General features: G+C 58.6%; 32 protein-coding genes, 1 tRNA gene and 1 other RNA gene. 20 read left to right on the top strand and 14 right to left on the bottom strand.

The window, feature by feature from the left end; genetic code table 11:
• Positions 1-48: 48 nt before the first annotated feature.
• The 9 genes from ACO07T_RS14180 to ACO07T_RS14220 all read right to left on the bottom strand — a co-directional run bounded on the left by ACO07T_RS14180 (position 49) and on the right by ACO07T_RS14220 (position 8,251).
• A complete protein-coding gene (locus tag ACO07T_RS14180) occupies positions 49-1,476 on the bottom strand; it encodes a cryptochrome/photolyase family protein (RefSeq protein WP_422049955.1) in 1,428 nt (475 codons plus the stop codon).
• 68 nt (positions 1,477-1,544) lie between these two features.
• Entirely contained in the window at positions 1,545-2,768 is a 1,224-nt protein-coding gene (locus ACO07T_RS14185; RefSeq protein WP_422050511.1) for an aminotransferase class V-fold PLP-dependent enzyme, read from the bottom strand.
• Between the two features lie 80 nt (positions 2,769-2,848).
• A complete protein-coding gene (locus ACO07T_RS14190) occupies positions 2,849-3,265 on the bottom strand; it encodes an HIT family protein (RefSeq protein WP_209062667.1) in 417 nt (138 codons plus the stop codon).
• 123 nt (positions 3,266-3,388) lie between these two features.
• Positions 3,389-3,832 (bottom strand): hypothetical protein, encoded by a 444-nt coding sequence (locus ACO07T_RS14195; RefSeq protein WP_422049956.1) that lies wholly within the window; start codon positions 3,830-3,832, stop codon positions 3,389-3,391.
• Positions 3,833-4,033: 201 nt separating this feature from the next.
• Complete coding sequence (gene acuI / locus ACO07T_RS14200) at positions 4,034-5,026, bottom strand: acryloyl-CoA reductase (RefSeq protein WP_209078866.1); 993 nt, start codon at positions 5,024-5,026, stop codon at positions 4,034-4,036.
• 105 nt (positions 5,027-5,131) lie between these two features.
• Entirely contained in the window at positions 5,132-6,235 is a 1,104-nt protein-coding gene (locus tag ACO07T_RS14205) for a dimethylsulfoniopropionate demethylase (protein ID WP_422049957.1), read from the bottom strand.
• Positions 6,226-6,741 carry a DinB family protein gene (locus tag ACO07T_RS14210; protein ID WP_422049958.1) on the bottom strand — a complete coding sequence of 172 codons (516 nt, stop codon included), beginning with the start codon at positions 6,739-6,741 and terminating at the stop codon, positions 6,226-6,228. The genes ACO07T_RS14205 and ACO07T_RS14210 overlap by 10 nt, the downstream gene beginning before the upstream one ends.
• Positions 6,741-7,445 (bottom strand): DUF1326 domain-containing protein, encoded by a 705-nt coding sequence (locus tag ACO07T_RS14215; protein WP_209078869.1) that lies wholly within the window; start codon positions 7,443-7,445, stop codon positions 6,741-6,743. The genes ACO07T_RS14210 and ACO07T_RS14215 overlap by 1 nt, the downstream gene beginning before the upstream one ends.
• A gap of 2 nt (positions 7,446-7,447) precedes the next feature.
• Positions 7,448-8,251 (bottom strand): DUF2182 domain-containing protein, encoded by an 804-nt coding sequence (locus ACO07T_RS14220; RefSeq protein ID WP_422049959.1) that lies wholly within the window; start codon positions 8,249-8,251, stop codon positions 7,448-7,450.
• An 81-nt stretch (positions 8,252-8,332) separates the two neighbouring features.
• Between ACO07T_RS14220 and ACO07T_RS14225 the strand changes: the two genes are divergently transcribed.
• The 12 genes from ACO07T_RS14225 to ACO07T_RS14280 all read left to right on the top strand — a co-directional run bounded on the left by ACO07T_RS14225 (position 8,333) and on the right by ACO07T_RS14280 (position 16,329).
• Positions 8,333-9,079 carry a FadR/GntR family transcriptional regulator gene (locus tag ACO07T_RS14225; RefSeq protein ID WP_422049960.1) on the top strand — a complete coding sequence of 249 codons (747 nt, stop codon included), beginning with the start codon at positions 8,333-8,335 and terminating at the stop codon, positions 9,077-9,079.
• Positions 9,080-9,190: 111 nt separating this feature from the next.
• The gene (locus ACO07T_RS14230; RefSeq protein ID WP_422049961.1) at positions 9,191-9,676 is read left to right on the top strand and encodes a twin-arginine translocation signal domain-containing protein; all 486 of its coding nucleotides are present in this window, start codon (positions 9,191-9,193) and stop codon (positions 9,674-9,676) included.
• 1 nt (position 9,677) lies between these two features.
• Positions 9,678-10,310 carry a ferric reductase-like transmembrane domain-containing protein gene (locus ACO07T_RS14235; RefSeq protein ID WP_422049962.1) on the top strand — a complete coding sequence of 211 codons (633 nt, stop codon included), beginning with the start codon at positions 9,678-9,680 and terminating at the stop codon, positions 10,308-10,310.
• 77 nt (positions 10,311-10,387) lie between these two features.
• Positions 10,388-11,035 (top strand): TenA family protein, encoded by a 648-nt coding sequence (locus tag ACO07T_RS14240; protein WP_422049963.1) that lies wholly within the window; start codon positions 10,388-10,390, stop codon positions 11,033-11,035.
• Between the two features lie 120 nt (positions 11,036-11,155).
• Positions 11,156-11,505: a transfer-messenger RNA gene (gene ssrA / locus ACO07T_RS14245) on the top strand.
• A gap of 229 nt (positions 11,506-11,734) precedes the next feature.
• Entirely contained in the window at positions 11,735-12,166 is a 432-nt protein-coding gene (locus ACO07T_RS14250) for an ester cyclase (RefSeq protein ID WP_422049964.1), read from the top strand.
• Positions 12,167-12,217: 51 nt separating this feature from the next.
• The gene (gene chrA / locus ACO07T_RS14255) at positions 12,218-13,474 is read left to right on the top strand and encodes a chromate efflux transporter (RefSeq protein ID WP_422049965.1); all 1,257 of its coding nucleotides are present in this window, start codon (positions 12,218-12,220) and stop codon (positions 13,472-13,474) included.
• A gap of 79 nt (positions 13,475-13,553) precedes the next feature.
• The gene (locus ACO07T_RS14260) at positions 13,554-14,024 is read left to right on the top strand and encodes an SspB family protein (protein ID WP_209062642.1); all 471 of its coding nucleotides are present in this window, start codon (positions 13,554-13,556) and stop codon (positions 14,022-14,024) included.
• A 152-nt stretch (positions 14,025-14,176) separates the two neighbouring features.
• A complete protein-coding gene (gene fumC / locus ACO07T_RS14265) occupies positions 14,177-15,571 on the top strand; it encodes a class II fumarate hydratase (RefSeq protein ID WP_422049966.1) in 1,395 nt (464 codons plus the stop codon).
• A 128-nt stretch (positions 15,572-15,699) separates the two neighbouring features.
• Positions 15,700-15,837, top strand: coding sequence for a hypothetical protein (locus ACO07T_RS14270; RefSeq protein ID WP_422049967.1), 138 nt, complete (start codon positions 15,700-15,702; stop codon positions 15,835-15,837).
• Between the two features lie 76 nt (positions 15,838-15,913).
• Positions 15,914-16,099 (top strand): DUF4169 family protein, encoded by a 186-nt coding sequence (locus tag ACO07T_RS14275; RefSeq protein WP_209086585.1) that lies wholly within the window; start codon positions 15,914-15,916, stop codon positions 16,097-16,099.
• The gene (locus tag ACO07T_RS14280; RefSeq protein ID WP_422049968.1) at positions 16,096-16,329 is read left to right on the top strand and encodes a ribbon-helix-helix domain-containing protein; all 234 of its coding nucleotides are present in this window, start codon (positions 16,096-16,098) and stop codon (positions 16,327-16,329) included. Before ACO07T_RS14275 ends, ACO07T_RS14280 begins: the two co-directional genes overlap by 4 nt.
• A gap of 69 nt (positions 16,330-16,398) precedes the next feature.
• Here the strand turns inward: ACO07T_RS14280 and ACO07T_RS14285 are convergent, their stop codons facing one another.
• Entirely contained in the window at positions 16,399-16,809 is a 411-nt protein-coding gene (locus tag ACO07T_RS14285) for a SufE family protein (RefSeq protein WP_209062633.1), read from the bottom strand.
• Between the two features lie 128 nt (positions 16,810-16,937).
• On the opposite strand from ACO07T_RS14285, the gene ACO07T_RS14290 reads away from it, so the two are divergent.
• Positions 16,938-17,444: a hypothetical protein gene (locus ACO07T_RS14290; RefSeq protein ID WP_209078881.1), complete on the top strand. Its 507-nt coding sequence runs from the start codon at positions 16,938-16,940 to the stop codon at positions 17,442-17,444.
• Positions 17,445-17,534: 90 nt separating this feature from the next.
• Here ACO07T_RS14290 and ACO07T_RS14295 read toward each other — a convergent pair.
• Positions 17,535-17,610 (bottom strand) — tRNA-Ile (locus ACO07T_RS14295).
• 35 nt (positions 17,611-17,645) lie between these two features.
• Positions 17,646-18,578, bottom strand: a complete 933-nt coding sequence (locus tag ACO07T_RS14300) for a LysR family transcriptional regulator (RefSeq protein ID WP_422049969.1) — start codon at positions 18,576-18,578, stop codon at positions 17,646-17,648.
• Between the two features lie 125 nt (positions 18,579-18,703).
• On the opposite strand from ACO07T_RS14300, the gene ACO07T_RS14305 reads away from it, so the two are divergent.
• The 7 genes from ACO07T_RS14305 (at position 18,704) to ACO07T_RS14335 (ending at position 24,172) form a co-directional block, all read left to right on the top strand.
• A complete protein-coding gene (locus ACO07T_RS14305; protein WP_422049970.1) occupies positions 18,704-19,669 on the top strand; it encodes an MBL fold metallo-hydrolase in 966 nt (321 codons plus the stop codon).
• Between the two features lie 107 nt (positions 19,670-19,776).
• The gene (purM, locus tag ACO07T_RS14310; RefSeq protein ID WP_422049971.1) at positions 19,777-20,826 is read left to right on the top strand and encodes a phosphoribosylformylglycinamidine cyclo-ligase; all 1,050 of its coding nucleotides are present in this window, start codon (positions 19,777-19,779) and stop codon (positions 20,824-20,826) included.
• Complete coding sequence (gene purN / locus ACO07T_RS14315) at positions 20,823-21,416, top strand: phosphoribosylglycinamide formyltransferase (protein WP_422049972.1); 594 nt, start codon at positions 20,823-20,825, stop codon at positions 21,414-21,416. Before purM ends, purN begins: the two co-directional genes overlap by 4 nt.
• Before the next feature lie 85 nt (positions 21,417-21,501).
• Entirely contained in the window at positions 21,502-22,671 is a 1,170-nt protein-coding gene (rnd, locus tag ACO07T_RS14320) for a ribonuclease D (protein ID WP_422049973.1), read from the top strand.
• A gap of 271 nt (positions 22,672-22,942) precedes the next feature.
• Positions 22,943-23,590 (top strand): hypothetical protein, encoded by a 648-nt coding sequence (locus tag ACO07T_RS14325; RefSeq protein ID WP_422049974.1) that lies wholly within the window; start codon positions 22,943-22,945, stop codon positions 23,588-23,590.
• Between the two features lie 82 nt (positions 23,591-23,672).
• Positions 23,673-23,798 (top strand): hypothetical protein, encoded by a 126-nt coding sequence (locus tag ACO07T_RS14330; RefSeq protein WP_422049975.1) that lies wholly within the window; start codon positions 23,673-23,675, stop codon positions 23,796-23,798.
• Positions 23,799-23,842: 44 nt separating this feature from the next.
• A complete protein-coding gene (locus ACO07T_RS14335; RefSeq protein WP_209062617.1) occupies positions 23,843-24,172 on the top strand; it encodes a TfoX/Sxy family DNA transformation protein in 330 nt (109 codons plus the stop codon).
• Here ACO07T_RS14335 and ACO07T_RS14340 read toward each other — a convergent pair.
• Both ACO07T_RS14340 and ndk read right to left on the bottom strand, forming a co-directional pair.
• Positions 24,169-24,588 carry an NUDIX hydrolase gene (locus ACO07T_RS14340; RefSeq protein ID WP_422049976.1) on the bottom strand — a complete coding sequence of 140 codons (420 nt, stop codon included), beginning with the start codon at positions 24,586-24,588 and terminating at the stop codon, positions 24,169-24,171. The genes ACO07T_RS14335 and ACO07T_RS14340 overlap by 4 nt on opposite strands.
• Positions 24,589-24,796: 208 nt before the next feature.
• Positions 24,797-25,219, bottom strand: coding sequence for a nucleoside-diphosphate kinase (gene ndk, locus ACO07T_RS14345; protein ID WP_209062611.1), 423 nt, complete (start codon positions 25,217-25,219; stop codon positions 24,797-24,799).
• Positions 25,220-25,284 lie beyond the last annotated feature (65 nt).

Here is a 25,284-nt window from a genome sequence, read left to right on the forward strand (position 1 = left end):
GCGTGGTCTGAATCCTAGGCGCAGAAACCGCCTAGCGGCAAGAAATTATTAAGCTTTGAAAGCCTCATAGGCGGCCAAGGCCCGTGCGCGCCCTTCCGGCAGGCTGACAATCGGCTGCATCTGCGCGCGGTCAAAACCGGCCTGCCAACTGAGCGGCATCGCCTCAAAAAACAGCTGCGCAGTCGCGCTGCCAGCCCCCGCCTCATGCGCCAGCCAGCGGCGGCGATAGCGTTGATCAGGGTCAAACTTGTCGGCCTGCGTGTCCGGATTGAAGATCCGAAAATACGGCGCCGCATCCGGCCCGCAGCCAGCCACCCATTGCCAGCCCATGGCGTTGGAGGCCGGATCCCAATCCACCAGACAGTCCTCAAACCATTTCTGGCCCAGCTTCCAGTGAATGCGCAGATGTTTGGTCAGATAGCTGGCCACGATCATCCGCGCGCGGTTATGCATCTTGCCGGTGATGTAGAGCTCGCGCATCGCGGCATCCACCACGTCCACCCCTGTGCGCCCCTGACACCAGGCCTGAAAATGCGGATGTTCGGGATCCTCGATCCAGTCAAACTGATCCCAGCCTTCGCGCCAATTGGCTTCCGGCAGCTGCGGAAAATGCCACAGCAAATGCCAGGCAAACTCACGCCAGACCACCTCTTTGAGGAAATGCTCCGCGCCCGCCGCACCAGTCTCAAGCGCGCGCTGGCCACCGTGCCACATCTGCGCCGGACTGATCTCCCCAAAGGTCAGCGCATCAGACAACTCAGACGTCGCCGCCTGATCCAATCGGTCCCGTGCCTCTTTGTAGTCAGCGATTTTTTCATCCAGAAATCGCGAAAGAGTTTGCTGAGCCGCAGCTTCACCGGCGGCCACAAACTGCGTTACCACAGCGCCGCCACGCCGCATGTCAGCCGAAAGAGCCCAGTCTTCCAGATCGTCGCTCTGCGGCCAAATCTGCGGAGCTGTCAGCAATGACGCAGCAAGCGGTGCCTCAACAAGCCGCCCCCGCACAGCCTTCCAGAACGGCGTATAAACCCGATAGGGCATGCCCTGCCCGGTCTCCACCGTCCAGGGTTCAAACAACAGCGTGCCTGCAAAGCTTTGCGCATCAAGCCCCGCGGCCTTTAAGGTCGCTTTGACCTCTGTGTCCCGCGCCACCCAATCCGGCGCATAGGCGCGGCTCCAATGCACCGCATCCGCGCCAGTTTCCTCTGCCATCTCTCGGAGTATGTCTGCTGGCGCGCCACGGCGCAGGATCAGCCGCATTCCGTGCGCGTCCAGATCCTGCGCCAGCGCCCTTAACGACACCTCAAGCCGCAGCTTTGACGCTGCCCCCAGTCGCTTGACCGCGTCGTCGTATACAAAGACAGGCACCACATCGCCGCGTGCGGCCGCGGCCGCAAGGCCAGGGTTGTCGCACAGCCGCAAATCGCGCCGGAACCAAAAGAGAGTGGTGGCTTTGGAGTTTTGGTTCTGGGCCAAGTCTGGTTGTCCTATCCCGTATGTTTCTGAGTTTACGGGATTTTAAAGAGAGTGGATCACACGAATTTTCACAAAACCGCGTCCAGCGCGTCAATCAGCCGTGAGACCTCCTGCTCAGAGGTGTAATGCACGAAGCTGACCCGCAAAACACCATGGGTCAGATCCACATTCATGCCCTCCAGCGCGCGCACCGCGTAGAAATCTCCGCCCCCCGCCATGATGTCATGTGCAGCCAGCCGTTCGGCCAGGGCCTCACCGGGCGTTTGCGCAACCATCGCAACGGTTGGCGCGCGGTTTTCCGCATCTTTTGGGCCCAAAAGACGCACCGAATTGCGCGTGGACGCAAAATCAAGAAGCGGCTGTAAGAGCTTGATTTCATGATCTCTCATCAGATCATGCACTGCTGCCCCTGTGGCAGCTGCGGTGCTGCCCATCACCCCATGGTGGGCGGCCAGCGCCTCAAAATAATCCACCATTCCGGCACAGGCTGCGACCTGCGCGTGATCCGGACCTGCTGGTGTGAACCGTTTGTAGAGCGTGCCCGCGTTGAAATAATGCGCCTGATTGGGCAACAGCTCCCCCAGCGTGCGCCGGATGACCATGATCCCCTGATGCGGGCCATAGGTCTTGTAGCTGGAGAAAAGATAGATATCAGGCCCCATCGCGCCCACATCCGGCAGCCCGTGAGGCGCATAGCTCACGCCATCGACACAGACAAACGCCCCCGCCGCATGCGCAAGCGCCGTGATCTCGGCCACCGGATTGATCTCCCCAATCACATTGGAGCAATGCGGAAAACACACCAGCCGCACGCGATCATCAAGCAGCTCGGACAGCGCCTCAACGTCCAAATGCCCGCTTTCAGGATCAATGCGCCATTCGCGCACCTCGATGCCCTCATCCGCCAGACGCCGCCAGGGGCCGCTGTTGGCCTCATGGTCCTGGTTGGTGACGATAATGGCATCGCCCGGGTCCATCCACTGGCGAAAGGCCTGCGCAAGAACATAGGTGTTTTGCGTGCTGGACGGGCCAAAAGACACTTCGTCGGTGTCCACGCCCATCACAGCGGCAAGGCGCGCACGGGCCTCATCCATCTCCGCTCCCGCCAGCTCTGAGGCGCGGTAAGGCGCATAGGGCTGCACCTTGCGTTCCCGATAAAAACGTGTGAGCCGCTCAATCACCGGCGCGCAGGTGTAGCTGCCCCCGGCATTCTCAAAAAACGCCTGCCCCTTCAGCGCATCCTCGCCAAAGGCCGGGAACTGGCTGCGTACAAACTCCACATCAAGCATCAGGGCTCTCCACTTTTGATTGCGTCAGAGAAGAGCCTTGATGCAGGGGAAGGTCAAGCGGGGATGCACCCCGTCAAAACAGATTAAGCCAGCGCGGCCCGTATCTTATCGGCCTGTGCCTTCAGCACGTCAAAATCGGCCATAGTACCGGGCGGGCGCACACCCACGCCCTCATGGCGCGGCAACACGTGATAATGCAGGTGGAACACCTCCTGCCCCCCCGCAGCCTCATTGAACTGCTGAACGGTCACACCATCCGCATCAAACGCCTTCATCACCGCATGGCCCATCTTCTGAACCGTTTTCAGACAGGCGGCGAGCTGCTCTGGGGTTGCGTCCAGCATATTGCGGCAAGGCGTTTTCGGGATCACCAGACAATGGCCATCCGCGCGCGGCATGATGTCCATAAACACATAGGTGTCTTCATCCTCATAGAGTTTCTCGCTCGGGATTTCGCCCCGCAGGATTTTCGCAAAAATATTGTCGCTGTCATAAGACATGGCCACGCCGCTCCGCTGTGGTGGTGTTCGTTGGCCGCCAAGGTGCCTCTGCCACCCCCCAAGTGCAAGCCGATTTGCAATGACACTCCGCATGGGAGGTGAACAGAAAGCCGCGCGGGCGGCTCAGAAGCTCATACGCGCATCCGCCGCCATCATCGCCTGCGCCATGGCACCGGGTTTGGCGACACCCACACCTTCCAGTAGGATCTCCGGCCCCTGCCCCAATCCCGGCAGATAAAGCGCGCAGACCTCAACCTTTGCACCGGGCATGGTCATGATCTTTTGCATCAGCCCCTGCGGGCTCACATCCATCGGCGGTTGCCCGGCAGTGGCGCTCTCCGGTGCCTCTTTCAGCGCCAGGTCACCGCCCGCCTCACACAGCAACACATGCGGGGCCGCCCCCTGTTGCGCCGCCTGAAGGGTCAACACCATCGCCATCAACTGCGTCTGCGGTACGGCCTCGGTCAGAATGGTTACCAGCTTTGGCGCCTCCTGCGCTGCCGCGGAGCCAGCATAAAGACAAAGCGCAGCGGCAGCGGTCGCAAGGTGTGTTTTCAATCGGGTCACAATGGCATCCTTTCATCCATAAATCAGACAGATGCCCGCAAAGGGAGATTGCGGAGACATCTCTGGAAGTCACAGCACCACAAAGCGATCTCAGTGCCTTTGATCGAAGTCATATACATTCATTTTTGCGAATGTGATTCTCCTCAAAAAAGAAAAGGCACCCCCGAAGGGATGCCCTGATACGTTCACTATCAGTGTGTGTCAGGCGTTCACATCCACCACAACACGCCCCTGAACCTGACCTTTCAGAATATCTGCGCCCAGTTGCGGCAGATCCGACAGGCTCGCAGGCTTTACCATTGCTTCCAGCTTCTCCATCGGCAGATCTGTGGCGATCCGCTGCCAGGCCCGCACACGGTCCTCATAGGGGCGCATCACAGAGTCGATGCCGAGGAGGTTCACGCCACGCAGCAGGAAGGGGATCACGGTTGCAGGCAACCCAGCGCCACCCGCGAGACCAACAGCCGCAACCGAGCCGCCATATTTCACCTGACCCAGCACACGGGCCAGCATGGCGCCGCCCACAGCGTCAATACATCCCGCCCAGGTCTCGCTTTCCATGGGGCGCTTGATGGTCTCGTTCAGCTCTTCGCGCGCCACAATCTGGGTCACGCCCAGCGACTTCAGATAGTCCGCTGTCTCCGGACGCCCGGTGACACCGGCAACCTCATAGCCAAGGTTCGCCAGGATCGCCACAGCCACAGAGCCGACGCCCCCCGCCGCACCGGTCACCAGAACCGGACCTTTCTCAGGCGTCACACCGTGATCCTCAAGCGCCATAACCGACAGCATGGAGGTAAAGCCCGCCGTGCCCACAGCCATGGCCTGTTTGGTGCTCAGCCCTTCCGGCAGCGGCACCAGCCAATCACCGTTCACGCGCGCTTTCTGGCCGTAACCGCCCCAATGCACCTCACCCACGCGCCAGCCGGTCAGCACAACCTTGTCGCCCGGCTTGTAGCGCTCATCCTCAGAGCTCTCCACCGTGCCGGCAAAATCGATGCCCGGCACATGCGGATAGGCGCGCACCAGCCCGCCGCCCTTGGGTGACAGGCACAGCCCGTCTTTGTAGTTCACCGTGGAATATTCCACCGCAACGGTCACATTTCCTTCGGGCAGCTGGCTCTCGTCCAGCTCCTGAATGGCCCCGCTGGCAAGACCATCCTCACCCTGCGTCATCACCAATGCCTTAAACATCTCATCTCTCCTAACTGTTGCGCCAAACGCCCTTGGCGCATGTCATTTCAGGTTTCTCATTCTCAAAATATCCCCGCCGGAGGCATCCAACCTCCGCCGCAGGTGTCAGCTCCAGAAAGCTTCCCAGACCGTGGCCGCACGCACCCCATCCGGTGTCAGAACATCCAGCTCGGTGCCACTGTTCCAATGGGTCATGCGGACCATGCCGATGGCCACATTGGTGGCAAAATCCGGCGACCAGGCTGCACTGCTCACATTGCCCACATGCTGATCTCCATCCATCACCGGCCACAGCCGGTCACAGGGCGGCACGGCCTCCCCATGGATTTCAATCGGCCGGATCTGGCGCACGGGCCCTTCCTGTGCCACCCGTAACAATGCATCGCGCCCGACACAGCCAATCGCGGTGTTGGTGTTACAGAACCGCCCAAGCCCGCATTCATGGGGCGTGTTGTCGTCGGTCATGTCATTGCCATAGCTCAGCAATCCACCCTCAATCCGTTCAATCAGATTAGGGCAGCCCGCGTGCACATCCAGATCTTTGCCCGCCTCCATCAGCGCGTTCCACAGGGGCATGCCAATGTCGCTGCCTTCCACGTAAATTTCAAACCCGCCCTGTTTGGAGTAGCCCGAGCGTGCCACCACCAGATTGCGCCCCTGAAAATCAAACCAGCCAAAGCGGAAGAATTTCACGTCGCGGATCTTGTCGCCAAACACCCGCGCCATCAGCTTTTCGGCCTTGGGGCCTTGCACCGCCAGCGGGCTCACATCCGGCTCATCCACCAGCACATCCAGACGATACCCATAGGCGATGCCCTTGACCCAGAACAGCAGGTCACTGTCGGCAATGGAAATCCACCAGCGATCTTCGGCCAGTTTAACCGCCACCGGATCATTCAGCATTCCGCCAGTCTCATCGACAATCGGCACATAGAAACACTGCCCCGGCAGCATTGATCTCAGATCGCGTGGGGTCAGCATCTGCATCAAGCGTCCGGCATCCGGTCCACGCAGTTCCACCTGGCGCTCTACGGCCACGTCCCAGATTTGCACCGCTGTCTTGAGGTGACGGTAGTCTTCTTCAACCGAGCGGAACACCGTCGGAAGAAGCATCCGGTTGTAAACCGTGTAGGCTTTCACACCGGCCGCTTCGACACCGTCAGAGAACGGCGTGCGGCGCAGGCGCCGGGATGGAGAAATCAAAGCCATGTCGCGCCCTCCGGCAACAACGCCACATCTGTATCGCCGGGATCATGTCCAATGCTGGTCAGCATGGCATGGATCTGGCCACGGTGATGGGTCTGGTGGTTAAAAAGCTGCACCACACATTGCGCAACCGGTTTTTGCATATCCGCATTCAGCATTTGGGCGTGCCATTTCAGATCGCCTTCCAGATCCTCCGCGCGCAGCGCCTCGGCCCACGCAGCGATCCGCCGGTCCACGGCCAATCTCTCTTCAGACCAAAGCGCATAGGTCGCACAAAGCTCTGCATGCTGCTTGGCAGGCACTTTTGGCCCCTCGCCCCCATCCAGACGGCTGATCCACAGGGTATCGCCCCACAGAATGTGGTTGAGCGTCGCCATGATCGAGCAAAAAAAGGCCCCGCGATCCTCGCGCAGCTCTGCATCGCTCAAAGTGTCGCAAACACTGCGCAACTGACTGTTTTGCCAAGCATTATAACGCGCCATCATCTGACAGTACGCAGGCGAAATCATTACCGCGGACCTTTCCAGTCGATCGGGCAGATCTCTGCGGATTTGCCGCCAAAGTCCCAGACCCGGCCAAAGTCGCGCACTTTGGATTTCGTGCCCACAGCGGCAATGATGTCCGGCCCCATCCAGTATTTGGAGTTGGAAATCATCACCGGATGATCCGGGCTTGCGCCCTCCAGCATTTCCACCTCGCCCTGAATTTTGCGCCCCACATAGAGCGCACGCTTCTTGCCGTCGCGAATGATGTCGACCTTTTCACGCTCTGCGGAGAAGATGTCGCTCACCAGCATGGTAAAGAGCCCCGTGGTGCCGCCCGCTTGACCCGAGAAGATCTGCAACAGTCCGTTGTAGGCCTTGCCGCTCGCGCGCTCATCCACATAGGCCGCAACGCGCCAGTCGCCCTCAGCCATCTTGCCGGGGATATAGACCATCAGACCCACATTCAGCCCGCTCAGGTCTTCGCCCTCATAATGCCCCTCATCAATGGCAATCGCCATCCAGGCCTTACAGTCGCCTTCGGTGGGCGGATGCTGCCCCAGTGAGACCACGCAGGGGCAAAATACGGTGCAGGAACAGTTCAGGATCAACTCGCCTTTGATCGCCCATTCCGTCGGCGTCATCTTGCGGCGCTTGGGGTTGCTCATCCGGTTGTCGATCCGCTGTGACACCGGCAGTTTTTCTGCGTCAGGTTTACGCTCCAAAGCCATGTTTATCCTCCATAAAACAAGTTTGGCATGGCGATCAGAACGCCACCCCCAGCAATCAGCGCCACGCCCATGGGTTTGGTCACCCGATGGCCAATCTGTGGCAGTTTCTCAAGCACCATGAAAAGCGTGGCGAGGCCCATCCACAACAGGCTCATCACGCCACCCACAAAACCCAGCGCCATAAAGCCCCAGCAACAGCCGACACAAAAGGCCCCCAGCCCAAGCCCCATGCGCAGCCCACCCCCAAAACCGGTGCGCCAGTGGCCAAGGAAATAGGTCATCGGGCTGTGGCACACGCCATGGCACACCTCTTTGGCACGGGTGAACTGAAACGCGCCCACAACAATCAGCAGACCTGCCGACACCCAGGGGCTTTTCGCAATGCCCAGCATGTCGATCACGCCGCCAAACAGCAGAGCAAGCTGCACTCCCGTGATCACCGCCGCAAAGGCCACCCAGACAATCAGATAGCCCAGCAAAACGCCAATCCAGCCGCCCCAGCTGCCATCCGCAGAACTCATCAGGCGCTGATAATTGGTCAATGTGGGCACCATGGTCGGCAGCATCATCGCCGCCATCATCACCGCCCACATCACAAACAGCGGGCCGAAATTCGCCATTGGCATATACATCGGCATGCGCGGATCCATCGCTGCCATGCGCGCGCCCATCTCGCCAGGGCGCCCGATCAGATCCACGTCCATCGACATGGCCATATCGTACATGACCCACCATGCTGCCAGAATGGCAGCAAAGAAACTCAGCCATAAAATGCTTCTTACGGAAAGAAAATCAAAGCGCGACATCTCCCCTCCCTTGGCGACTCGTGCATTTCCCTATTTAATGTCAGACAATTGAAGGTGCAGCAAACATTAAATGTCAGACAAATGAAAATTGACCCCAAAAGCTCCGCCGACCTTTCGGCGCAAATCGCCAAATCGATCCGGGACGCCATCATTTCTGGGGAGATGATCGTGGATGAGCGCCTACCCTCAGAGGCGGAACTGGCAGATCAGTTTCAGGTCTCCCGCCCCACAGTGCGCGAGGCGCTCAAACGTCTGGCCGCGCAAAACCTGATCCGCACACAGCGTGGCGCCTCCGGCGGGGCCTTTGTGCGCAGGCTGTCTTATGACGAGGCCTTTGCCCAGCATATCACAACCAGCACGCTTTTGCTCTCCATGAATGCGGTGGATTTTGAAACCGCCTGTGAGGCCCGCTTTGCGCTGGAGCGCGCCTGCGCCCCCCTATCAGCGAAACGCCGCACCCCGGATCATCTGGCCACCATGCGCGCTGAAATCCATCGTCAGGCCCAGCCCGGCCTGTCAGACGAGCGGTTTTGTGATTCAGATGTGGCATTTCACCGCGCGCTGGTGGATGGGGCCTCCAATCCGGTGCTGTCTTACCAACTGGCGGGCGCGGTTGAGGCGATGCAGCCCCTGATGAACATGATCACCTTCACCCAGCGCAACCGCGATGTGATCATCGGTTTGCACACTCGCATCGCAGACGCTGTGGAGACGCAGGACAGCACCGCCGCAGACACCGCGCTGGCTGAACTCACGGCCTACACCCTGACACTCGGAGAAGAGGCCATGGCCGCCCGCGCCGCTGCCAAGGCGCAGTCAGAGCGATAAGCCATCTCCTGCCTTCCCAAGGCAGCTCACGAATTTGTGTGCGCCTTCACTGCAGGGCTGTGGCACACTTTTGAGGACCGCACCTGTTCTTTCCGAGAAAGGAGCCTCCTCATGAATACCCCCTACTACAACCGCCGCCGCTTTCTCATCGGGGCGGGTCTTGCTGGCACTGCAATGGCGGCAGGCCTTGTGTCCCCCGCGCAGGCCGCAGGGTTGAAACCCACCCAAACCATGCGCGGCGGCTCAAACAATTACCGCCCCAATGCGCCGCTGGTGGATCGTCTCGGCTCAGGTTTCATTGTCTCCGGCACCGTTCTGCGCGCTGGAAACGGCGCACCGGTCGCCAACACCCGCATCCAGATCTGGGCCGCAACCACACTTGGCGGAGAGCGAGAGCCGCGCAATCACGGCTCGGTACTGACCCGCGCAGACGGCAGCTACAGTCTGGAGATGGAGCAGATCGTGCCAAACTTCGGAGAGCCGCATGCCCATCTCGCTTATGACGACGGGGCCTATAAAACGCTCTTCCTGCGTCCCGTGATGCCAAGCGCGCAAGACACCTCGCTCACCGTCGATTTTGTGCTGCAGCCTGCCTAGCATGGCAGAAGTGACAGAGAAGCCCATAGCCACGCCTGGCAAGGCCGCGCTCATCTGGAGTGCGCTGGGTCTGGCATTGCTGCTGCCGCTGATCATAGCCGCCCAGAGCCCCTATCTTGCCTATCGCAACCTCGCCTATATCCTGGCCGGGTTTGCGGGCATCATCGCGCTGCTGCTGTTTTTTGTGCAACCTTTGCTGGCGGCCAACCAGCTACCCGGCCTGCGCCCGCGCAGCGCCCGTCTCTGGCACCGCGCCACGGGCAGCCTGATCCTGATCGCCGTGGCCGTACACATCGGAGGGCTCTATCTGACCAGCCCGCCGGATGCTTTGGATGCGCTCCTGCTGGTCGCGCCTACGCCATTTTCCGTCTACGGCGCGATTGCCTTCTATGGGCTGATCATAACCGCGCTGCTGGTCACGCTGCGCCAGCGTTTGCCGCTGCGGTTTCTGCATTGGTCGATCCTGCACAACACGCTGGCCCTGATCATCGTGATCTCCACCGTGGTGCATGCCCTGCTGATCGAAGGCACCATGGGCACGGTTTCAAAATGGCTCACCTGCATAGCCGTACTTGCAATCACCCTCTGGGTGCTTTGGGACGTTCGCATACGCCGCCCGCGCCGTCGCCGCTAAAACCTGCTTGCGGTTTGCCGCGTCAAACGCTTTTCTCCGCCAAAACGGGCAAAACGCCCGACGGACAGGAGACCCCCATGCGCCCCACTGATCATCTGCGAGAGCTTGCCGGAGAAGACTGGATCGCCGCCACAACCCACCCGTTTTGCGCAGAGCTTGCAGAGGGCACATTGGATCTGGACAAAATGCGCTGGTATCTGGCGCAAGACTACCAGTTCATCGACGGCTTTGTACGCCTCTTGGCCAGCGCCATTGCCCATGCGCCGTCACTCTCTGATTCTGTTCCGGCAGCGCAGTTTCTGGCCTTGGTCACAGGTCCGGAAAACACCTACTTCCTGCGCTCCTTTGAGGCGCTGGGCATGGACGAAGCCGCCCAGACCCCGCCGCCCGCTGCCCCCACCGAAGGTTTCATCGCGCTGATGGCAGAGGCCGCGGCCTCCGGCCGCTATGAGTTGATGCTGGCGGTGCTCGTGGTCGCTGAATGGGTCTACCTCAGCTGGGCCACCCCGGTGAACCCGCCCAAAGAGGATCTGCCGTTCTATTTTGCCGAGTGGATCACCCTGCACGCGGGCGAAGGCTTCGAAGGCGTGGTGGACTATCTGCGTGGCCAGTTGGATGCGGTTTGGGCAACGCTGTCTGATGAGGCCAAAGCAGAAGTGGAGGCGTTGTTTCTGCGCGCCGCCAAACTGGAGCGCGCCTTCTGGGATGCGTCCTACGCGGCCTAGTTGGCCAGCGGCGGCTGCAACGCACGGTCGATTAACACAATTCAGTCGACCGAAATTCGCACCGCCGCGATACAGCCGCAATACAGACGCAATACCGACGCAGAAAAAACTCGTTAACACCCGCTTGCACACGCAACGGCTCCAGACTATCTAAAGGGTGTCTCCTCGGGGACTATGGACATAAACGCGCTTGTAATAAACGGATCGGACCCGGGGGCGGTACCCGGCGTCTCCACCAAACATCCTTCATTTGGGGATCATGGGGACGAAATAGGATCGACGGACGTCTAAAGAAGTTAGCTTTGTCTCGGCTGTCTGCCACCGTTATCGGCGAAAATCGTACAATTGCAAATGACAATCGTGCACCGGTAGCAGTCGCTGCGTAAGCAGTGCCTAACACCGAACTTTAAGCCCTGACGCTTGCAGCTTCAGGCGGGGTTCGCAGGTACCTGGCAACAGAAACCTGCACCTAATTTAGGTTAAGACACTACCCACAAACCTGACGAGAGCTTTGGAATCCAACGTGAAATTGGTTAATGGCTCAACCTTGGCGAGTGGCTACTAAGAACTTAGATCTTCAAAGGCGGTGTCAGGCGCAAAAAACACATTTTCGCCACCTTTTGATCTAATTTTTTAACCTTTCACTTACTCTTTAATACCTAGCGTGCTCGTGGGGATAACAAAGTAGGGTTCAAAACAATGACTGTGGACAAGCAGCAAATCATCAAGGACTGGTTTCGTCGGGTCTGGATCGAACAAGATATGGACGCCATCGACGAGATGTTCCGTCCGGACAGCACCGCCGAAGGGGTTCTTCCCGGCTTTGGCGTCGGCCCTGACGACTTCCGGGAAATGGCGACCATGTATTTGGCGCTGGTCGAGGATCCGATCGTGACCGTAGACAAGGTGATGGACGATGGCGATTGGGCCGCTGCGCTCTGGACCATGAGCATCGCCAACCCAACCGGCGGCGATCGCATCAAAGGCTTTGGCCAGCTGTTTGTCCGCTTTGAGGGCAAAGTTATGGTCGAGGCCTATAACAACTTTGATATGGTTGGATTTTTTCAGCAGCTTGGGCTTCTGCCAGAGCAAACCATCGCGCTCTGTCTGACCGGACAAAAGGTCGCCTAAGACTGAAACGAATCTCTTGCATCTGTGACCCGCGTCGCTAGCCATGAGCGCATGTCACAGACACCGCTTCTTTCCGAACTTTTTCGCGTTTTTGGACGCATAGGTCTGCTGTCCTTTGGGGGTCCGGCGGCGCAAATCAGCTTGATGCATCAGGAACTGGTCGAGCGTCGCCCTTGGCTTGAGGAACGCGAGTTCCTTGGCGCCCTCTCCTTCTGTATGCTTTTGCCCGGCCCCGAGGCCATGCAGCTCGCCACTTTCTGTGGCTGGAAGCTGCGCGGCACTCTTGGCGGCCTCATCGCTGGCAGCCTGTTTGTCTTGCCCGGTGCGGCGCTAATCTTCTGCCTTGCAGCCGGTTACGCCGCTTATGGCAACCTGCCTCTGGTTGCTGCCGCCTTTGTGGGTGTCAAAGCCGCCGTGGTAGCGATCATCCTGCAAGCGCTGTTAGGTTTGTCACGCAAGGTGCTGACAAACAAATTAAATACCGCCGTTGCACTGGTAAGCTTTCTGGCGCTTTTCTCAGCTCTCCTGCCTTTTCCGGCGGTCATTCTCATCGCTGCGGCAATCGGCTTTCTGATCCCGTCCAAAGACAGCACCCATGTCGCGGCAAGCCCGACACCATCCAGCGGCAATCCCATCATAACATCGCTCAAGGCCATCCTGGTCTGGGGCAGCCTTTGGGTCGCTCCCGTACTCTTTCTGTGGATGCAGGGGGGCTTCTTAAAAGACGTCGCGCTGTTCTTTTCAAAACTGGCGGTCGTCAGCTTTGGCGGCGCCTATGCCTTACTCGCTTACATGGTGCAGACCGTGGTGCAAGACTTCGGCTGGCTGTCGACCGATCAGATGATGGATGCGCTCGGCCTTGCCGAAACCACTCCCGGCCCGCTGATTCTTGTCACCCAATTTGTCGCAACCCTTTCCGGCGCTTTGCAGGGCGGACCATGGCTTGCCTTTGCCGCTGGGCTGACAGCACTCTGGTGCACCTTTATCCCTTGTTTTCTCTGGATATTCACAGGTGCCCCTCATGTTGCACGCATCCTATCCGAGCCGCGCCTCAGCCACGCCCTCAGCCTGATCTCCGCAGCGGTTCTTGGCGTAATCCTCAATTTGAGCCTGTGGTTCACGCTTAATCTGCTGTTTGGAGAAACCGTGCAAACCGGCTTTGGTCCCCTGCCCGTTCTAACGAGTTTTAACCTGCAAGCCGCGCTGCTTTGTGTCCTCGCGGGCGTCGCTCTGCTCGCCCTTCGGTTGCCACTCCTCACAACACTGTTTATCAGCGCCGCAAGCGCGACAGCTTTGGGTTGGATATGATGCACTTTTTGACATGCATCATCTTTCGTTTCCCGCTCAATGAGCTATTGTCGGAATTGTAGACCATCGGAGCTAGCCCATGTCCGGAACCATCGACTACGGAAACCTTATGCACCGCGCGATGCGCAGTCTGATCCAGACGGTTCTGACCGATGTGCAATCCAATGGACTTCCGGGCGAGCACCACTTCTTCATCACCTTTGACACACAGCACCCGGATGTGGAGATCGCCGAATGGCTGGCAGACCGCTACCCTGGCGAAATGACCGTGGTGATGCAGCATTGGTATGACAATCTCACAGTCTCTGACGAAGGCTTTGCGGTCACGCTGAACTTCGGCGATTCACCTGAGCCTCTGTACATTCCTTACAACGCCATCAAGACCTTCGTGGATCCGTCCGTCGAATTTGGCCTGCGCTTTGAAACGCAGGAGGACGAGCTGGAAGATGAAGAGCTCGACGAGCTGCCTGAGGAAATCAACCTCGAAGAGATTGTCGAAGAGCCCCGCAAAGACGCCGAAGTTGTCTCCCTGGACAGCTTCCGCAAATAGCGCCTCACCGCGCCAATCGTCGCGGGCTTTGCCAATTTGCACCAGTTTGCTTGAAGTTTCAGGGCTGCGTTAGCGGTATCCCACGGTATACTGTATTGCACTTTGGCCCCATTCCGCTATGACACTCCTGACATATTTTACCGGAGGTCACGATGGCAGATACCCGCACCGAAACCGACAGCTTTGGCCCGCTGGAAGTTCCTTCTGACAAATATTGGGGCGCACAGACCCAGCGTTCGATCATGAACTTCCCGATTGGTTGGGAAAAGCAGCCGGTCGCCATCGTGCGCGCGCTTGGCGTGATCAAACAAGCTTGCGCTATGCAGAACAAGGCCACCGGCAAGCTGGACGAGAAAATCGCAGACGCGGTGATCCAGGCAGCCTCCGAAGTGGTTGCAGGCAAGTTTGACGACAACTTCCCACTGGTTGTCTGGCAGACCGGCTCCGGCACCCAGTCCAACATGAACTCCAACGAGGTGATTGCAAACCGTGCGATCGAAATCCTCGGCGGCGTGATCGGCTCCAAAGATCCGGTACACCCCAACGATCACTGCAACATGGGTCAGTCTTCCAACGACACATTCCCAACCGCAATGCACATTGCGGCTGCAATGACCGTGCGCGACGTGCTGCTGCCCGGCCTCACCAAACTGGCCGAAGGTCTTGAGGCGAAAGCCGAAGAGTTCAGGGACATCATCAAGATTGGCCGCACCCATACCCAGGACGCGACCCCACTCACCTTGGGTCAGGAATTTGGCGGCTACGCCCACCAGATCCGCCAGGGCATTGCGCGTGTCGAAGCGGCGCTTCCGGGCATCTATGAGCTGGCACAAGGCGGCACCGCCGTTGGCACCGGCCTGAACACCCAGAAAGGCTGGGGCGAAGCTGTGGCGGCCAACATGGCCGAAATCACCGGCCTGCCCTTCGTGACTGCACCCAACAAATTTGAAGCACTTGCGGCCCATGACGCCATGGTCTTCATGTCCGGCGCGCTCGCCACTGTTGCTGGCGCAATGTACAAAATCGCCAACGACATCCGCTTCCTTGGCTCCGGCCCACGCTCCGGTCTGGGCGAGCTGATCCTGCCGGAAAACGAGCCAGGCTCTTCCATCATGCCGGGCAAAGTGAACCCAACACAGGCCGAAGCGATGACACAGGTCGCCACGCATGTGATGGGCAACAACGCCGCGATGACCTTTGCCGGCTCTCAGGGCCACTTTGAGCTCAACGTCTACAACCCGATGATGAGCTACAACCTGCTGCAATCCATGCAGCTTCTGGGTGACGTGGCCGACAGCTTCACCGAACGTATGCTCAACGGCATCAAGGCCAACGAGCCACGCATCGACAAGCTGATGAAAGAGAGCCTCATGCTGGTGACCGCTCTGGCGCCAACCATCGGTTATGACAACGCCACCACCGTTGCCAAAACCGCGCATAAAAACGGCACCACCCTCAAAGAAGAAGCCATCGCGCTTGGCTTTGTGGACGCGGAAACCTTTGACGCCGTTGTGCGCCCAGAGCAAATGATCGGCCCCAAAGACTGATCTCTCAGACATAACAAAATCAAGGCGGTCCCTTTTGGGCCGCCTTTTCTTTTGGAGATGTCAAATATCAGCGACGGAATTCATGGCCGCACCCGTATCAGTTCCATATCCTGACCAACGAGCGCCCTATGAAACGTCAATTTCTTCCCCCACTCTTTCTGCTGATCATCTTTGTGCTTGGCGGCCTGTCCCTCGCCTCTTCGCCGGTCTTTGCCACCGATGGCGGCTTGGCCTGCGCAAAACCTCTCGATGTGATGGGCCTCTGAAAAGCTTGCAAAAAGCGTTTCGGATCAAACGCAAAGGCCTCTATGCAAATCAGGCACGCCACGATACCTTGGGTTCATGGCCGAGATTATCAACCTGAACAAATTCCGCAAAGCGCGCGCACGCGCCGATCAAAAAACGCAGGCAGACGAAAACGCTGTGAAATTCGGTCGCACCAAGGCGCAGAAGCAATTGGAAGAGGCGCAGGCGGAAAAATCCGAGCGGGACTTGGACGGCAAAGAACGTAGCAAAGATCCGGAATGAGCCGCCCTCAAAAACGCTCGCTAACCCTGCGCGGCCACCGCACGAGCGTCTCCCTGGAAGAAGATTTCTGGCGCGCCTTCCGAGAGATCGCCGAGGAAAAATCAATTCCAATCAACGAATTGGCAGCGCAAATTGACGCAGATCGCGATCTGGAAGCAGGCCTTGCCACAGCCATCCGCCTCTACATTCTCAACCACTATCGCAGCAAATCGCGACACGCGGCGTCTTAGCCCGCAGGCTTCCTCTTGCCAAAAATATCCCCGCCGGAGGCAGCGCCCTTTTGGGGCGCTCTCAAAGGATCAGGCTGCTTCACCGGCCACAAGTCGGATACGCTCAATCATCGCGCGCAATCCGTTGGAACGTTGCGAAGACAGATGCTCATTTAACCCCAGCCGCTCCATTTCTGCGCGGGCATCCACCGCCAAGACCTCAGCCAGCGACAGCCCGTTGTAGAGTTTGCGCAACACCGCAATCAGACCGCTCACGATCATCGCGTCGCTTGCGCCCTCAAAGCTGAAAACACCGTCTTCGATCTTGGGATGCAGCCAAACCTGACTGGCGCAGCCATCCACCTTGGTCGCCGGCACGCGCAGCGCCTCATCCAGCGGGGCCATATCCTTGCCCTGCTCGATCACATAGCGATAGCGGTCTTCCCAATCCTCGATGAACTCGAAGTCTTCGACAATGTCTTCAAACGCTTGCGCAGCCATAGGGTCGGCTCTCCTTCTGTCTGTCTTTCACCTAAGTGGACAGTCACAAAAGGTCCAGCCCCGCTATCCATGCTTTTCAAGCCAATACGAATAGGATAACCCATGGTGTCAAAGAATGAGGCTTATCGATGCGCACTCCAGTCCTGATTTTGCTGACCTCCACCTTGGCTTTGACCGCCTGCCAATCCCGCCTCAACCCGGTCAACTGGTTTGATGGCAGCGGCAAAAGCAACCAAGTCGTGGAAGGCAACCCGCTGATTCCCGATGCGGAGGAAGAAGGCGGCCGCTCGATCTTTGCCCGCGACGAGATTGTCGCCTACGTCGGGCAGCCGGTAACGCAGGTCTCCAATGTCGAGGTGCACCGCGTGACCGAGGGCCAGCTTGTTATGGCGGTTGGCGTCTCTTCTGTGCATGGCACCCATGATGCCCGCCTGATTGCCCGCGACGGCGGCGTGGAAGGTGGCGTTCTGACGCTTGATTTTCTGGCGATCCCACCCGAGAACCCGATCCTTGGCGGCTCGGATCTGACACGTGAGATCACCACCGCGGTGGTGCTGACGGATCAGCAGATGGCAGGCGTGCGCACCATTCGCGTGGCTGCAGCAAACAACACCCTGGATCGCCGCGCACGCTAAAGGCGCGGCAGCTAACATCCTCACGTCAAAGGCATTTCGCCTTTAGCAGAGGTTTTCCGTGTCAGATGCTTGGGAGAGACTGGCGGTGTGTGGTAGGCCCGGCAGGATTTGAACCCGCAACCAAAGCGTTATGAGCGCTCTGCTCTAACCGTTGAGCTACAGGCCCGCCTGATGCTTGGTTATGAAATGCCAAAGACGGCGTCAAGCGGTCAGTTTGTTATTCGTGTTCGCCGCGACCGCCTGCCTGTGGATCGCGGCTAATTTCTCAACAAACGTATTGATCACCAGCTCAATCTTGGAGCCCGGAATGATCCGCGTTGGCGTCACTGCAAACAAATCTTTTGTCGGCGCAGCAAAGCCCGGCAGAATCTCTTCATACACGCCGTCATCCAGCTCTTTCTGGATCAACATGCGCGCGACCCGCGTGTAGCCAGCCCCTGATTTTACAGCTTTGAAAATGATGTCGGGATCATCCGCGGTAAACCCGATCCGGACCGGAGCCTGATATTCGATCCCGTCCCGCGTCACTGAAAACGAGCCCAGCGATTTGTCCTCATGGTGCTGAATGAACTTGAGCCGCTTGAGGTCTTCAGGCTTCTCCGGCCGGCCATGCTGATCCAGATAGGTTGGGCTTGCAAAAAACACCGTCTCCAACGCCGCAATCTTACGGCCGTAGCCTGAGGTTTCACCCAGCTTTCCGGCACGAATGGCCAGATCATACCCTTCACGCACCACATCCACAAAACGGTCTTCGAGCTTCAGCACAATATCCAGCTCGGCGTGCTCGTTCCCAAGCCCGATCAGAACCGGCCCAAATACCTCTCGCCCGAGAAAATGTCCCACGCTGATCCGCAAGGTTCCCGCAACCTCGCTGCCAAGCGCATCAAGCTCCGCCAGCATCAGATCATGGCGTTCAAGGAGCTTCAACGCATGCTCCCAAACCAGCACCCCTGCCCGCGTTGCAGAAACCCCATTGGGTGAGCGGTGCAAAAGCTGCTGACCCATGGCGGCCTCCAACTGCCTGATCTGCTGGCTCACCGCAGACTGGGTGATCCCCCGATGCTGCCCCGCCGCAGACAAGCTGCCCTCAGCAATCGCGCTCACAAATGTCTCCAGCAGTCCCAGACGATCCATAGTATTAGCATCTCTTATATCAACTATCAGGCGCAGCCCGGTACTGCGCCAGAATAGCAGTGCTATTTCATCATCACCAGCACAAGCTGGCGAATTAACCCCTGTGAACGATATCGGAGTTCCTTATGTCTTTGTCCCGCAGACGTTTCCTCATGTCCTCATTGGCAGCCCCCGCATTGATCAGCCTGCCGAAAGTACTCCACGCCAAAGGCCCCACCGCCAAAGCCTTGCCAGCCACTGTGCGCTTTACGGTCGGAGAGGCCACCGTGACGGCGCTTTTGGATGGCTATCTCGACGCCGCACCGGGGCTGTTGTCTGATTTTGACGAACCAGCCATTTCCTCTGCACTGGCAGACGCGCAGCAAACGCTCCAGTCGGGCGGCGTCCGCATTCCTGTAAATGCCTTTCTAATCGAACAAGGCGCCAGAAAAACCCTAATCGACGCGGGCTCAGCCAATCTGATGGGAGACACGCTTGGCGCGATGGGCGCAGCCCTTGAGGCCATCGGGGTGTCTGCCATGGACATCGACGCCGTTGCGCTGACCCATATGCACCCTGACCACGCTGGCGGGCTGCTCAACACTGATGGCAGCGCCGCTTTCCCCAATGCGCAGATCGCTGTTTCTGAGACCGAATATAACTTCTGGCACGATGACGCCATCATGACCAGTGTGCCTGAGGGCAGCCGCGGCTTCTTCCAGATGGCGCGCAACAGTCTGGCGCCCTACACAGATCAGCTATTGTTTCATGCCAAGGAACAGGAGCCTTTGGCGGGGCTGGTCGCCCTGCCCCTGCCGGGACATACGCCGGGGCACACCGGCTACCTCCTGCAATCCGGCGGTGAGCAATTGCTGTTCTGGGGCGACATCGTGCACATGACCGCCTTGCAATTCGCAAATCCGGGCCTCACCCTCGCCTTTGATGGAGATCCGAAACAGACCGTCGACACCCGCCTGCAGATGTTTGACCGCGCGGTTGCAGACAACCTGCTGGTCACCGGCGCGCATCTGGATTTCCCGGGCTTTGGCAAGGTGCAAAAATCGGCGAACGGCTTCAGCTATCAGGCAGCTCCGTGGCAATACGGCGCCTAAATACTCAGATGCACCGTCTGTTAGCGCAGACGGTGCAATCCATGGTTCCCTTTACCCAAGTGATCCTTTAAGCAACGCGCCAAGTATTGATTGAGAGGACACGCCCCATGAGCGACGGCAAAAACGGCATCACCTACGCAGATGCAGGTGTGGACATCGACGCAGGCAACGCGCTGGTGGAGCGCATCAAGCCCGCTGCGAAACGTACAACACGTTCCGGCGTGATGGCTGGCCTTGGAGGCTTTGGCGCGCTCTTTGATCTCAAAGACGCAGGCTATACCGATCCGATCCTGGTCGCGGCCACCGATGGTGTGGGCACCAAGCTGCGCATTGCGATCGACACCGGAAATGTTGACGGCGTGGGCATTGATCTGGTCGCCATGTGCGTGAACGATCTGGTGTGTCAGGGCGCTGAACCTCTGTTCTTCCTCGACTATTTTGCCACCGGCAAACTCGAAACCGAAACCGCCGCACGCATCATCGAAGGCATCGCAGAAGGCTGCTACCAGTCCGGCTGCGCTCTGATCGGCGGCGAAACCGCAGAAATGCCCGGCATGTATGAAGCGGGCGATTTTGACCTTGCGGGCTTCTCTGTTGGCGCGATGGAACGCGGAGCAGACCTGCCGGCCGGCGTGAAAGAGGGCGATGTGCTTCTGGGGCTCAGCTCCAACGGCGTACACTCCAACGGCTACAGCCTTGTGCGCAAGCTTGTTGAGGTTTCCGGCCTTGGCTGGGATGACACCTGCCCATGGGATGACAGCCAGACCCTCGGTGCTGCGCTGCTTGCGCCAACCCGTCTTTATGTGAAACAGGCGCTGGCCGCCGTGCGCGCAGGTGGCGTGCATGCTCTGGCCCACATCACCGGCGGCGGCCTCACCGAAAACCTGCCGCGTGTGCTGCCAGAAGGTCTGGCCGGTGCGATTGACCTCTCCAGCTGGGAGCTGCCTCCTGTGTTCCAATGGCTCGCCAAAACCGGCGGCATGGATGAAGCTGAGCTGCTCAAGACCTTCAACTGCGGCGTGGGCATGATCCTGTCTGTGGAAGCGGATCAAGCCGATGCGCTTGCGACGCTTCTGCGCGAGCAGGGTGAAACCGTTTATACCCTTGGCACCGTGACCAAAGGCGAAGGCGTCACCTACAGCGGATCGCTTCTGTGAAAAAACGCGTTGCGATTTTTATCTCCGGCGGCGGATCCAATATGGTCCGCCTGCTGGAGGACATGGCCGCACCCGGTCATGAGGCAGAGCCGGTTCTGGTGCTTGCCAACAGCGCCGATGCTGGCGGTCTTGCCAAAGCGTCGGCCATGGGTGTGCCAACCATCTCCGTCGACCACCGCCCGTTTAAGGGCAACCGCCCGGCTTTTGAGGCGGCGCTTCAGGCAGAGCTTGATAAGGTCCAACCGGACATCCTTTGTCTGGCCGGGTTCATGCGTGTGCTCACCGAAGGCTTTGTCGCTCCATGGGAAGGCCGGATGCTGAACATTCACCCGTCCCTGCTGCCCAAATACAAAGGCTTGCACACACATGCGCGTGCGCTCGAAGCGGGCGATGCGGAACATGGCTGCACTGTGCATATGGTCACGCCTCTGCTGGATGACGGTCCAATTCTGGGCCAGGCGCGTGTGCCGGTCTTGCCAGACGACACCCCCGAAACTCTCGCGGAACGCGTTTTGGTACAGGAGCACCGGCTTTATCCCGCCGCTCTGCGCCGTTTCGCCGCCGGAAATACCACACCCTTCACGCTTTAAGGGTTGGTGAATTGCTTTCCCCTATGTTTCTGCTTAGTGCTGGTTAGAAGAGCACGGCAATACGGACGAAGAAGATACGCCACCTATGAAGACCATCACCACCACTGAAGAGCTTGCGCAGTTCTGCGAAATAGCGCGCAAGGCCCCCTACGTTACCATCGACACCGAGTTTCTGCGGGAACGCACCTACTACTCCAAGCTGTGTCTCGTTCAACTCGCTGTGCCCAGCGACATGCCCGGTGACGAAGAGGACAAGGCGGTTCTGGTCGACCCATTGGTGGATGGCATCTCCCTTGATCCGCTCTATGAGCTCTTCCGCGATACCTCTGTGGTCAAGGTCTTCCACGCCGCGCGTCAGGACCTTGAGATCTTCTTTGTTGAAGCTGGTGTATTCCCGAACCCGCTGTTTGACACGCAGGTTGCAGCCATGGTTTGCGGCTTTGGCGAGCAGGTTGGGTATGAGACCCTCGTGCGCAAGATTGCAAAACAGGGCTTGGACAAAAGCTCCCGCTTCACCGACTGGTCCCGCCGTCCGCTGACCGAAGCGCAGAAAACCTATGCGCTGGCAGATGTGACCCATCTGCGCAAAATCTACGAATTCCTTGCTGCCAAGCTGAAAGAGACCGGCCGCGCCCATTGGGTGGAAGAAGAGATCCAGATGCTCACCCGTCCGGAGACCTACATTATTGATCCGGAAAATGCGTGGAAACGGGTCAAGACCCGCACCACCTCGCCCAAGTTCCTTGCGATCGTGCGCGAGCTTGCAAAATTCCGCGAAGCCTATGCGCAAGAGCGCAACGTACCACGCAACCGCGTGTTCAAAGACGACGCTCTGGTGGAACTGGCCTCAACCAAACCCGGCAATATGCAGGATCTGGGCCGCTCCCGCCTGCTGCTGCGCGAAGCGCGCAAGGGTGACATTGCTGATGGCATTCTCGCCGCGGTCAAAGCGGGGGTGTCTTGCCCGTCTGATGAGATGCCACGTTTGCCCAAACGTGACGACAAGCAACAGGTCAACCCGGCCTTGGCTGATCTTCTGCGCGTGCTTCTGAAAGCCAAAACCGAAAGCTCCGGTGTGGCGCCAAAGCTGATCGCGACCTCCGCTGATCTGGATACTCTGGCCTCCGGTGGCCGCGATGTTGCCGCGCTGCATGGCTGGCGGCATGAGGTCTTTGGCGCGGACGCCCTGCGTCTTTGCACAGGCGAAGTTGCCCTCGCTGCCAAAGGATCTGCGATCAAAATCGTGAAGCTTTAAGGCGTCCAAGCCCCATCAAATATGCTCTGCAAGACGTTGCACTGCAGCGTCTTGGCCAAAACCGTCGCGGCCAAATTTGCCCTGCGCGACAGGCGTTCCTGTCCGAAACTGTCGTCTGCATGACCGAAGTCAACATTCAGATGCAGCGCGGCCTGTTCCTATCATGGAGATACGCCGCGCCCAGTGCCGCACCCTGATGAGAGCCACCTAAAATCCCTTGGCACATGAGCATCCCGGCGCAACCGCTTCTTTGCGCGAAAGGAATTGCGACATGTCCAGGACAGCCCCAAGTGCCTTCTTCACGCTTCCGGCCACCCTCGCCCTTGCCGCCACACTCTCCACGCTCTCGGCCAGTGCCGCAGCCAAACAGGATCTCGCCACATTGCTGGCCACCTACGGTTCAAGCTGGGCAAGCCACGACATGGACGCCCTTGTCGCCCTCCAACCCGAGGACACCGCCTTTCGTCTGGTCGCAGCTGGCATCAATCCCGCGCAGGACAACGACAGCCTGAACGCCTTACTCGCTGCGCTCTATGCCGCAGCTCCGCCAAAGCAAACCGGCCGTAAGACCATTCTCTCTGGCGCCAATTATGCGGTTCTCAAACACGAACTGACAGTTGATGCCAAAACCGTCGTGCCACTCGATCCACGGCGGCAAACAAATTCAGAGGCGTCGGTTATTCTCGCGGCCTTGGATGTGCTCGTCTTTGAAAACGGGCTCATCAAGGAAAAGATTACCTACCTCGATGTGAAGCTCCAACACCCGCTGGCCAATCCCGCAGAGTCGCAAACTGGCTCAGACCGCGAGCCTTCCTATCAAACACGCAAAGCGCGCCCAAAGTTTACTCAAATCCACCTGAAAGGGCATGAATTTGCCTCAAAGCAAGCCTTCCGTTCGCACATTGCGGCGCAATGTTAGGAGACACCTAACGCCTGTGCCCAGGATTGGATCACAGGCACACCAAAAGAGATCAGACACTTAGATCAAAAGGAGCAGGATCATGGCCACATCAAAACCTGAATCACAGCACCCCTCACAGAACGCACAGCAGTCACAAAGCCCTGCTTCTGCAGCAAAACCTGCGCCAAACGCGGATGCTAAATTTACTGACTGGGCGATGATCTAACATCCCCTCTTGTTCACGATTTGGTCCCACCTTATGGTTGGGCCATGTCAGACCCGATTTCCTCCATCCGCAACCTCGGCCCGGCCTATGAAGAAGCCTGCGCCCGCGCTGGTATTCACACCGCTGAAGAGCTGAGGGCGCTGGGGGCCGATGAAACCTATGCCCGTCTGCTAAAGACCGGCACCAAGCCTCATTTCATCGGTTACTATGTCCTGGTGATGGGGTTGCAAGGCCGCCCTTGGAACGATTGCAAAGGCAAAGAGAAAGACGCCCTGCGCAAACGCTTTGATGCTCTCAAGGCCCGCGCCCATGACAAGGGTCGCTCGGAACTCGAAGACATGCTCAACAAAATCGGCGTGATCGAAAAACGCTAGAGCCGAAGGCGCGCCATGCCCCAGGCCGCCACATGATGCGTCACCGCCAGATCACCGTTCAACATGGCGCGATCCAGCTCCTCTATCGTCCAAAGCTCTTCCTGCATTTCTTCCAGATCACCGGCATTAGGCGTGGCAACCCGACGACATCCCTGCGCAAGAAAGTAGTGGCCTTCGCATCCTTTCTGATTGGCATTGTCGACATAGCTGCCCATAGGGGTCAGCGTGCCAACCGCCAAACCGGTTTCCTCCATCAGCTCGCGCTGTGCTGCTGCCTCCGGCCCCTCACCCGGATCAATGAAACCCGCCGGAAAGGTGACAGAGACTTTGCGCGGCCCATGTTTGTATTGTCGCAACATCATCACGCGGCCGTCGTCCATAACCGGCACAACCAGCGCAAACGACCGCAGCTCCAATTAATAGAAATCATCGATCAAACGCCCATCGGGCAGCTCCACCGTTTCTTTGGCAACCTTCACATAAGGCGCAGCCTCAAAAACCGTTTCCCGCGCCTTTGTTTTCCAAACGTCCATCAGCACCCTCTCAGAACAAAAAATGGGCCGCGGCATTCCCGCGACCCATCCGTAAATTCATAGTGGCGATAATCTCGCCCCGGGGCAATGCTTAGCCCACCAGCTCCAGACCGGAGAAGAAGTATGCGATTTCTACCGCTGCGGTTTCTGGTGCGTCAGAACCGTGTACGGAGTTTTCGCCAACGGATTCAGCGAACTCGGCGCGGATGGTGCCTGGTGCTGCGTCTGCTGGGTTGGTTGCGCCCATTACTTCGCGGTTTTTCGCGATTGCGCCTTCACCTTCCAGAACCTGTGCCACGATTGGCGCAGATGCCATGAATTCGCACAGTTCGTCGTAGAAAGGACGCTCTGCGTGCACCGCGTAGAACACACCTGCCTGCTCTTTGGTCAGGTGAATGCGCTTTTGCGCCACGATGCGCAGGCCAGCTTCTTCGAACTTGGCGTTGATTGCGCCGGTCAGGTTGCGGCGGGTGGCATCAGGCTTGATGATCGAGAAGGTGCGTTCCAGAGCCATGTCTCTTTTCTCCATATAAGATTGGGGCCAGCACCACGCCCGCCCCGCATTCGAATTGTCGCTCC

It is taken from the genome of Shimia sp., from assembly GCF_965227725.1.
Taxonomy (GTDB): Bacteria; Pseudomonadota; Alphaproteobacteria; order Rhodobacterales; family Rhodobacteraceae; genus Shimia.

Coding starts and splice junctions, on each gene's coding strand:
- ACO07T_RS14190 (WP_209062667.1), bottom strand. CDS start 3,265: ATGTCTTATGACAGCGACAATATTTTTGCGAAAATCCTGCGGGGCGAA.
- ACO07T_RS14305 (WP_422049970.1), top strand. CDS start 18,704: ATGTCTTTGTCCCGCAGACGTTTCCTCATGTCCTCATTGGCAGCCCCC.
- ACO07T_RS14215 (WP_209078869.1), bottom strand. CDS start 7,445: ATGGCTTTGGAGCGTAAACCTGACGCAGAAAAACTGCCGGTGTCACAG.
- ACO07T_RS14300 (WP_422049969.1), bottom strand. CDS start 18,578: ATGGATCGTCTGGGACTGCTGGAGACATTTGTGAGCGCGATTGCTGAG.
- ndk (WP_209062611.1), bottom strand. CDS start 25,219: ATGGCTCTGGAACGCACCTTCTCGATCATCAAGCCTGATGCCACCCGC.
- ACO07T_RS14270 (WP_422049967.1), top strand. CDS start 15,700: ATGAAACGTCAATTTCTTCCCCCACTCTTTCTGCTGATCATCTTTGTG.
- chrA (WP_422049965.1), top strand. CDS start 12,218: ATGTCACAGACACCGCTTCTTTCCGAACTTTTTCGCGTTTTTGGACGC.
- fumC (WP_422049966.1), top strand. CDS start 14,177: ATGGCAGATACCCGCACCGAAACCGACAGCTTTGGCCCGCTGGAAGTT.
- rnd (WP_422049973.1), top strand. CDS start 21,502: ATGAAGACCATCACCACCACTGAAGAGCTTGCGCAGTTCTGCGAAATA.
- ACO07T_RS14205 (WP_422049957.1), bottom strand. CDS start 6,235: ATGGCTTTGATTTCTCCATCCCGGCGCCTGCGCCGCACGCCGTTCTCT.
- ACO07T_RS14210 (WP_422049958.1), bottom strand. CDS start 6,741: ATGATTTCGCCTGCGTACTGTCAGATGATGGCGCGTTATAATGCTTGG.
- ACO07T_RS14290 (WP_209078881.1), top strand. CDS start 16,938: ATGCGCACTCCAGTCCTGATTTTGCTGACCTCCACCTTGGCTTTGACC.
- ACO07T_RS14235 (WP_422049962.1), top strand. CDS start 9,678: ATGGCAGAAGTGACAGAGAAGCCCATAGCCACGCCTGGCAAGGCCGCG.
- ACO07T_RS14330 (WP_422049975.1), top strand. CDS start 23,673: ATGGCCACATCAAAACCTGAATCACAGCACCCCTCACAGAACGCACAG.
- acuI (WP_209078866.1), bottom strand. CDS start 5,026: ATGTTTAAGGCATTGGTGATGACGCAGGGTGAGGATGGTCTTGCCAGC.
- ACO07T_RS14225 (WP_422049960.1), top strand. CDS start 8,333: ATGAAAATTGACCCCAAAAGCTCCGCCGACCTTTCGGCGCAAATCGCC.
- ACO07T_RS14335 (WP_209062617.1), top strand. CDS start 23,843: ATGTCAGACCCGATTTCCTCCATCCGCAACCTCGGCCCGGCCTATGAA.
- ACO07T_RS14275 (WP_209086585.1), top strand. CDS start 15,914: ATGGCCGAGATTATCAACCTGAACAAATTCCGCAAAGCGCGCGCACGC.
- ACO07T_RS14280 (WP_422049968.1), top strand. CDS start 16,096: ATGAGCCGCCCTCAAAAACGCTCGCTAACCCTGCGCGGCCACCGCACG.
- ACO07T_RS14325 (WP_422049974.1), top strand. CDS start 22,943: ATGTCCAGGACAGCCCCAAGTGCCTTCTTCACGCTTCCGGCCACCCTC.
- ACO07T_RS14250 (WP_422049964.1), top strand. CDS start 11,735: ATGACTGTGGACAAGCAGCAAATCATCAAGGACTGGTTTCGTCGGGTC.
- ACO07T_RS14230 (WP_422049961.1), top strand. CDS start 9,191: ATGAATACCCCCTACTACAACCGCCGCCGCTTTCTCATCGGGGCGGGT.
- ACO07T_RS14240 (WP_422049963.1), top strand. CDS start 10,388: ATGCGCCCCACTGATCATCTGCGAGAGCTTGCCGGAGAAGACTGGATC.
- ACO07T_RS14285 (WP_209062633.1), bottom strand. CDS start 16,809: ATGGCTGCGCAAGCGTTTGAAGACATTGTCGAAGACTTCGAGTTCATC.
- purM (WP_422049971.1), top strand. CDS start 19,777: ATGAGCGACGGCAAAAACGGCATCACCTACGCAGATGCAGGTGTGGAC.
- ACO07T_RS14260 (WP_209062642.1), top strand. CDS start 13,554: ATGTCCGGAACCATCGACTACGGAAACCTTATGCACCGCGCGATGCGC.
- ACO07T_RS14220 (WP_422049959.1), bottom strand. CDS start 8,251: ATGTCGCGCTTTGATTTTCTTTCCGTAAGAAGCATTTTATGGCTGAGT.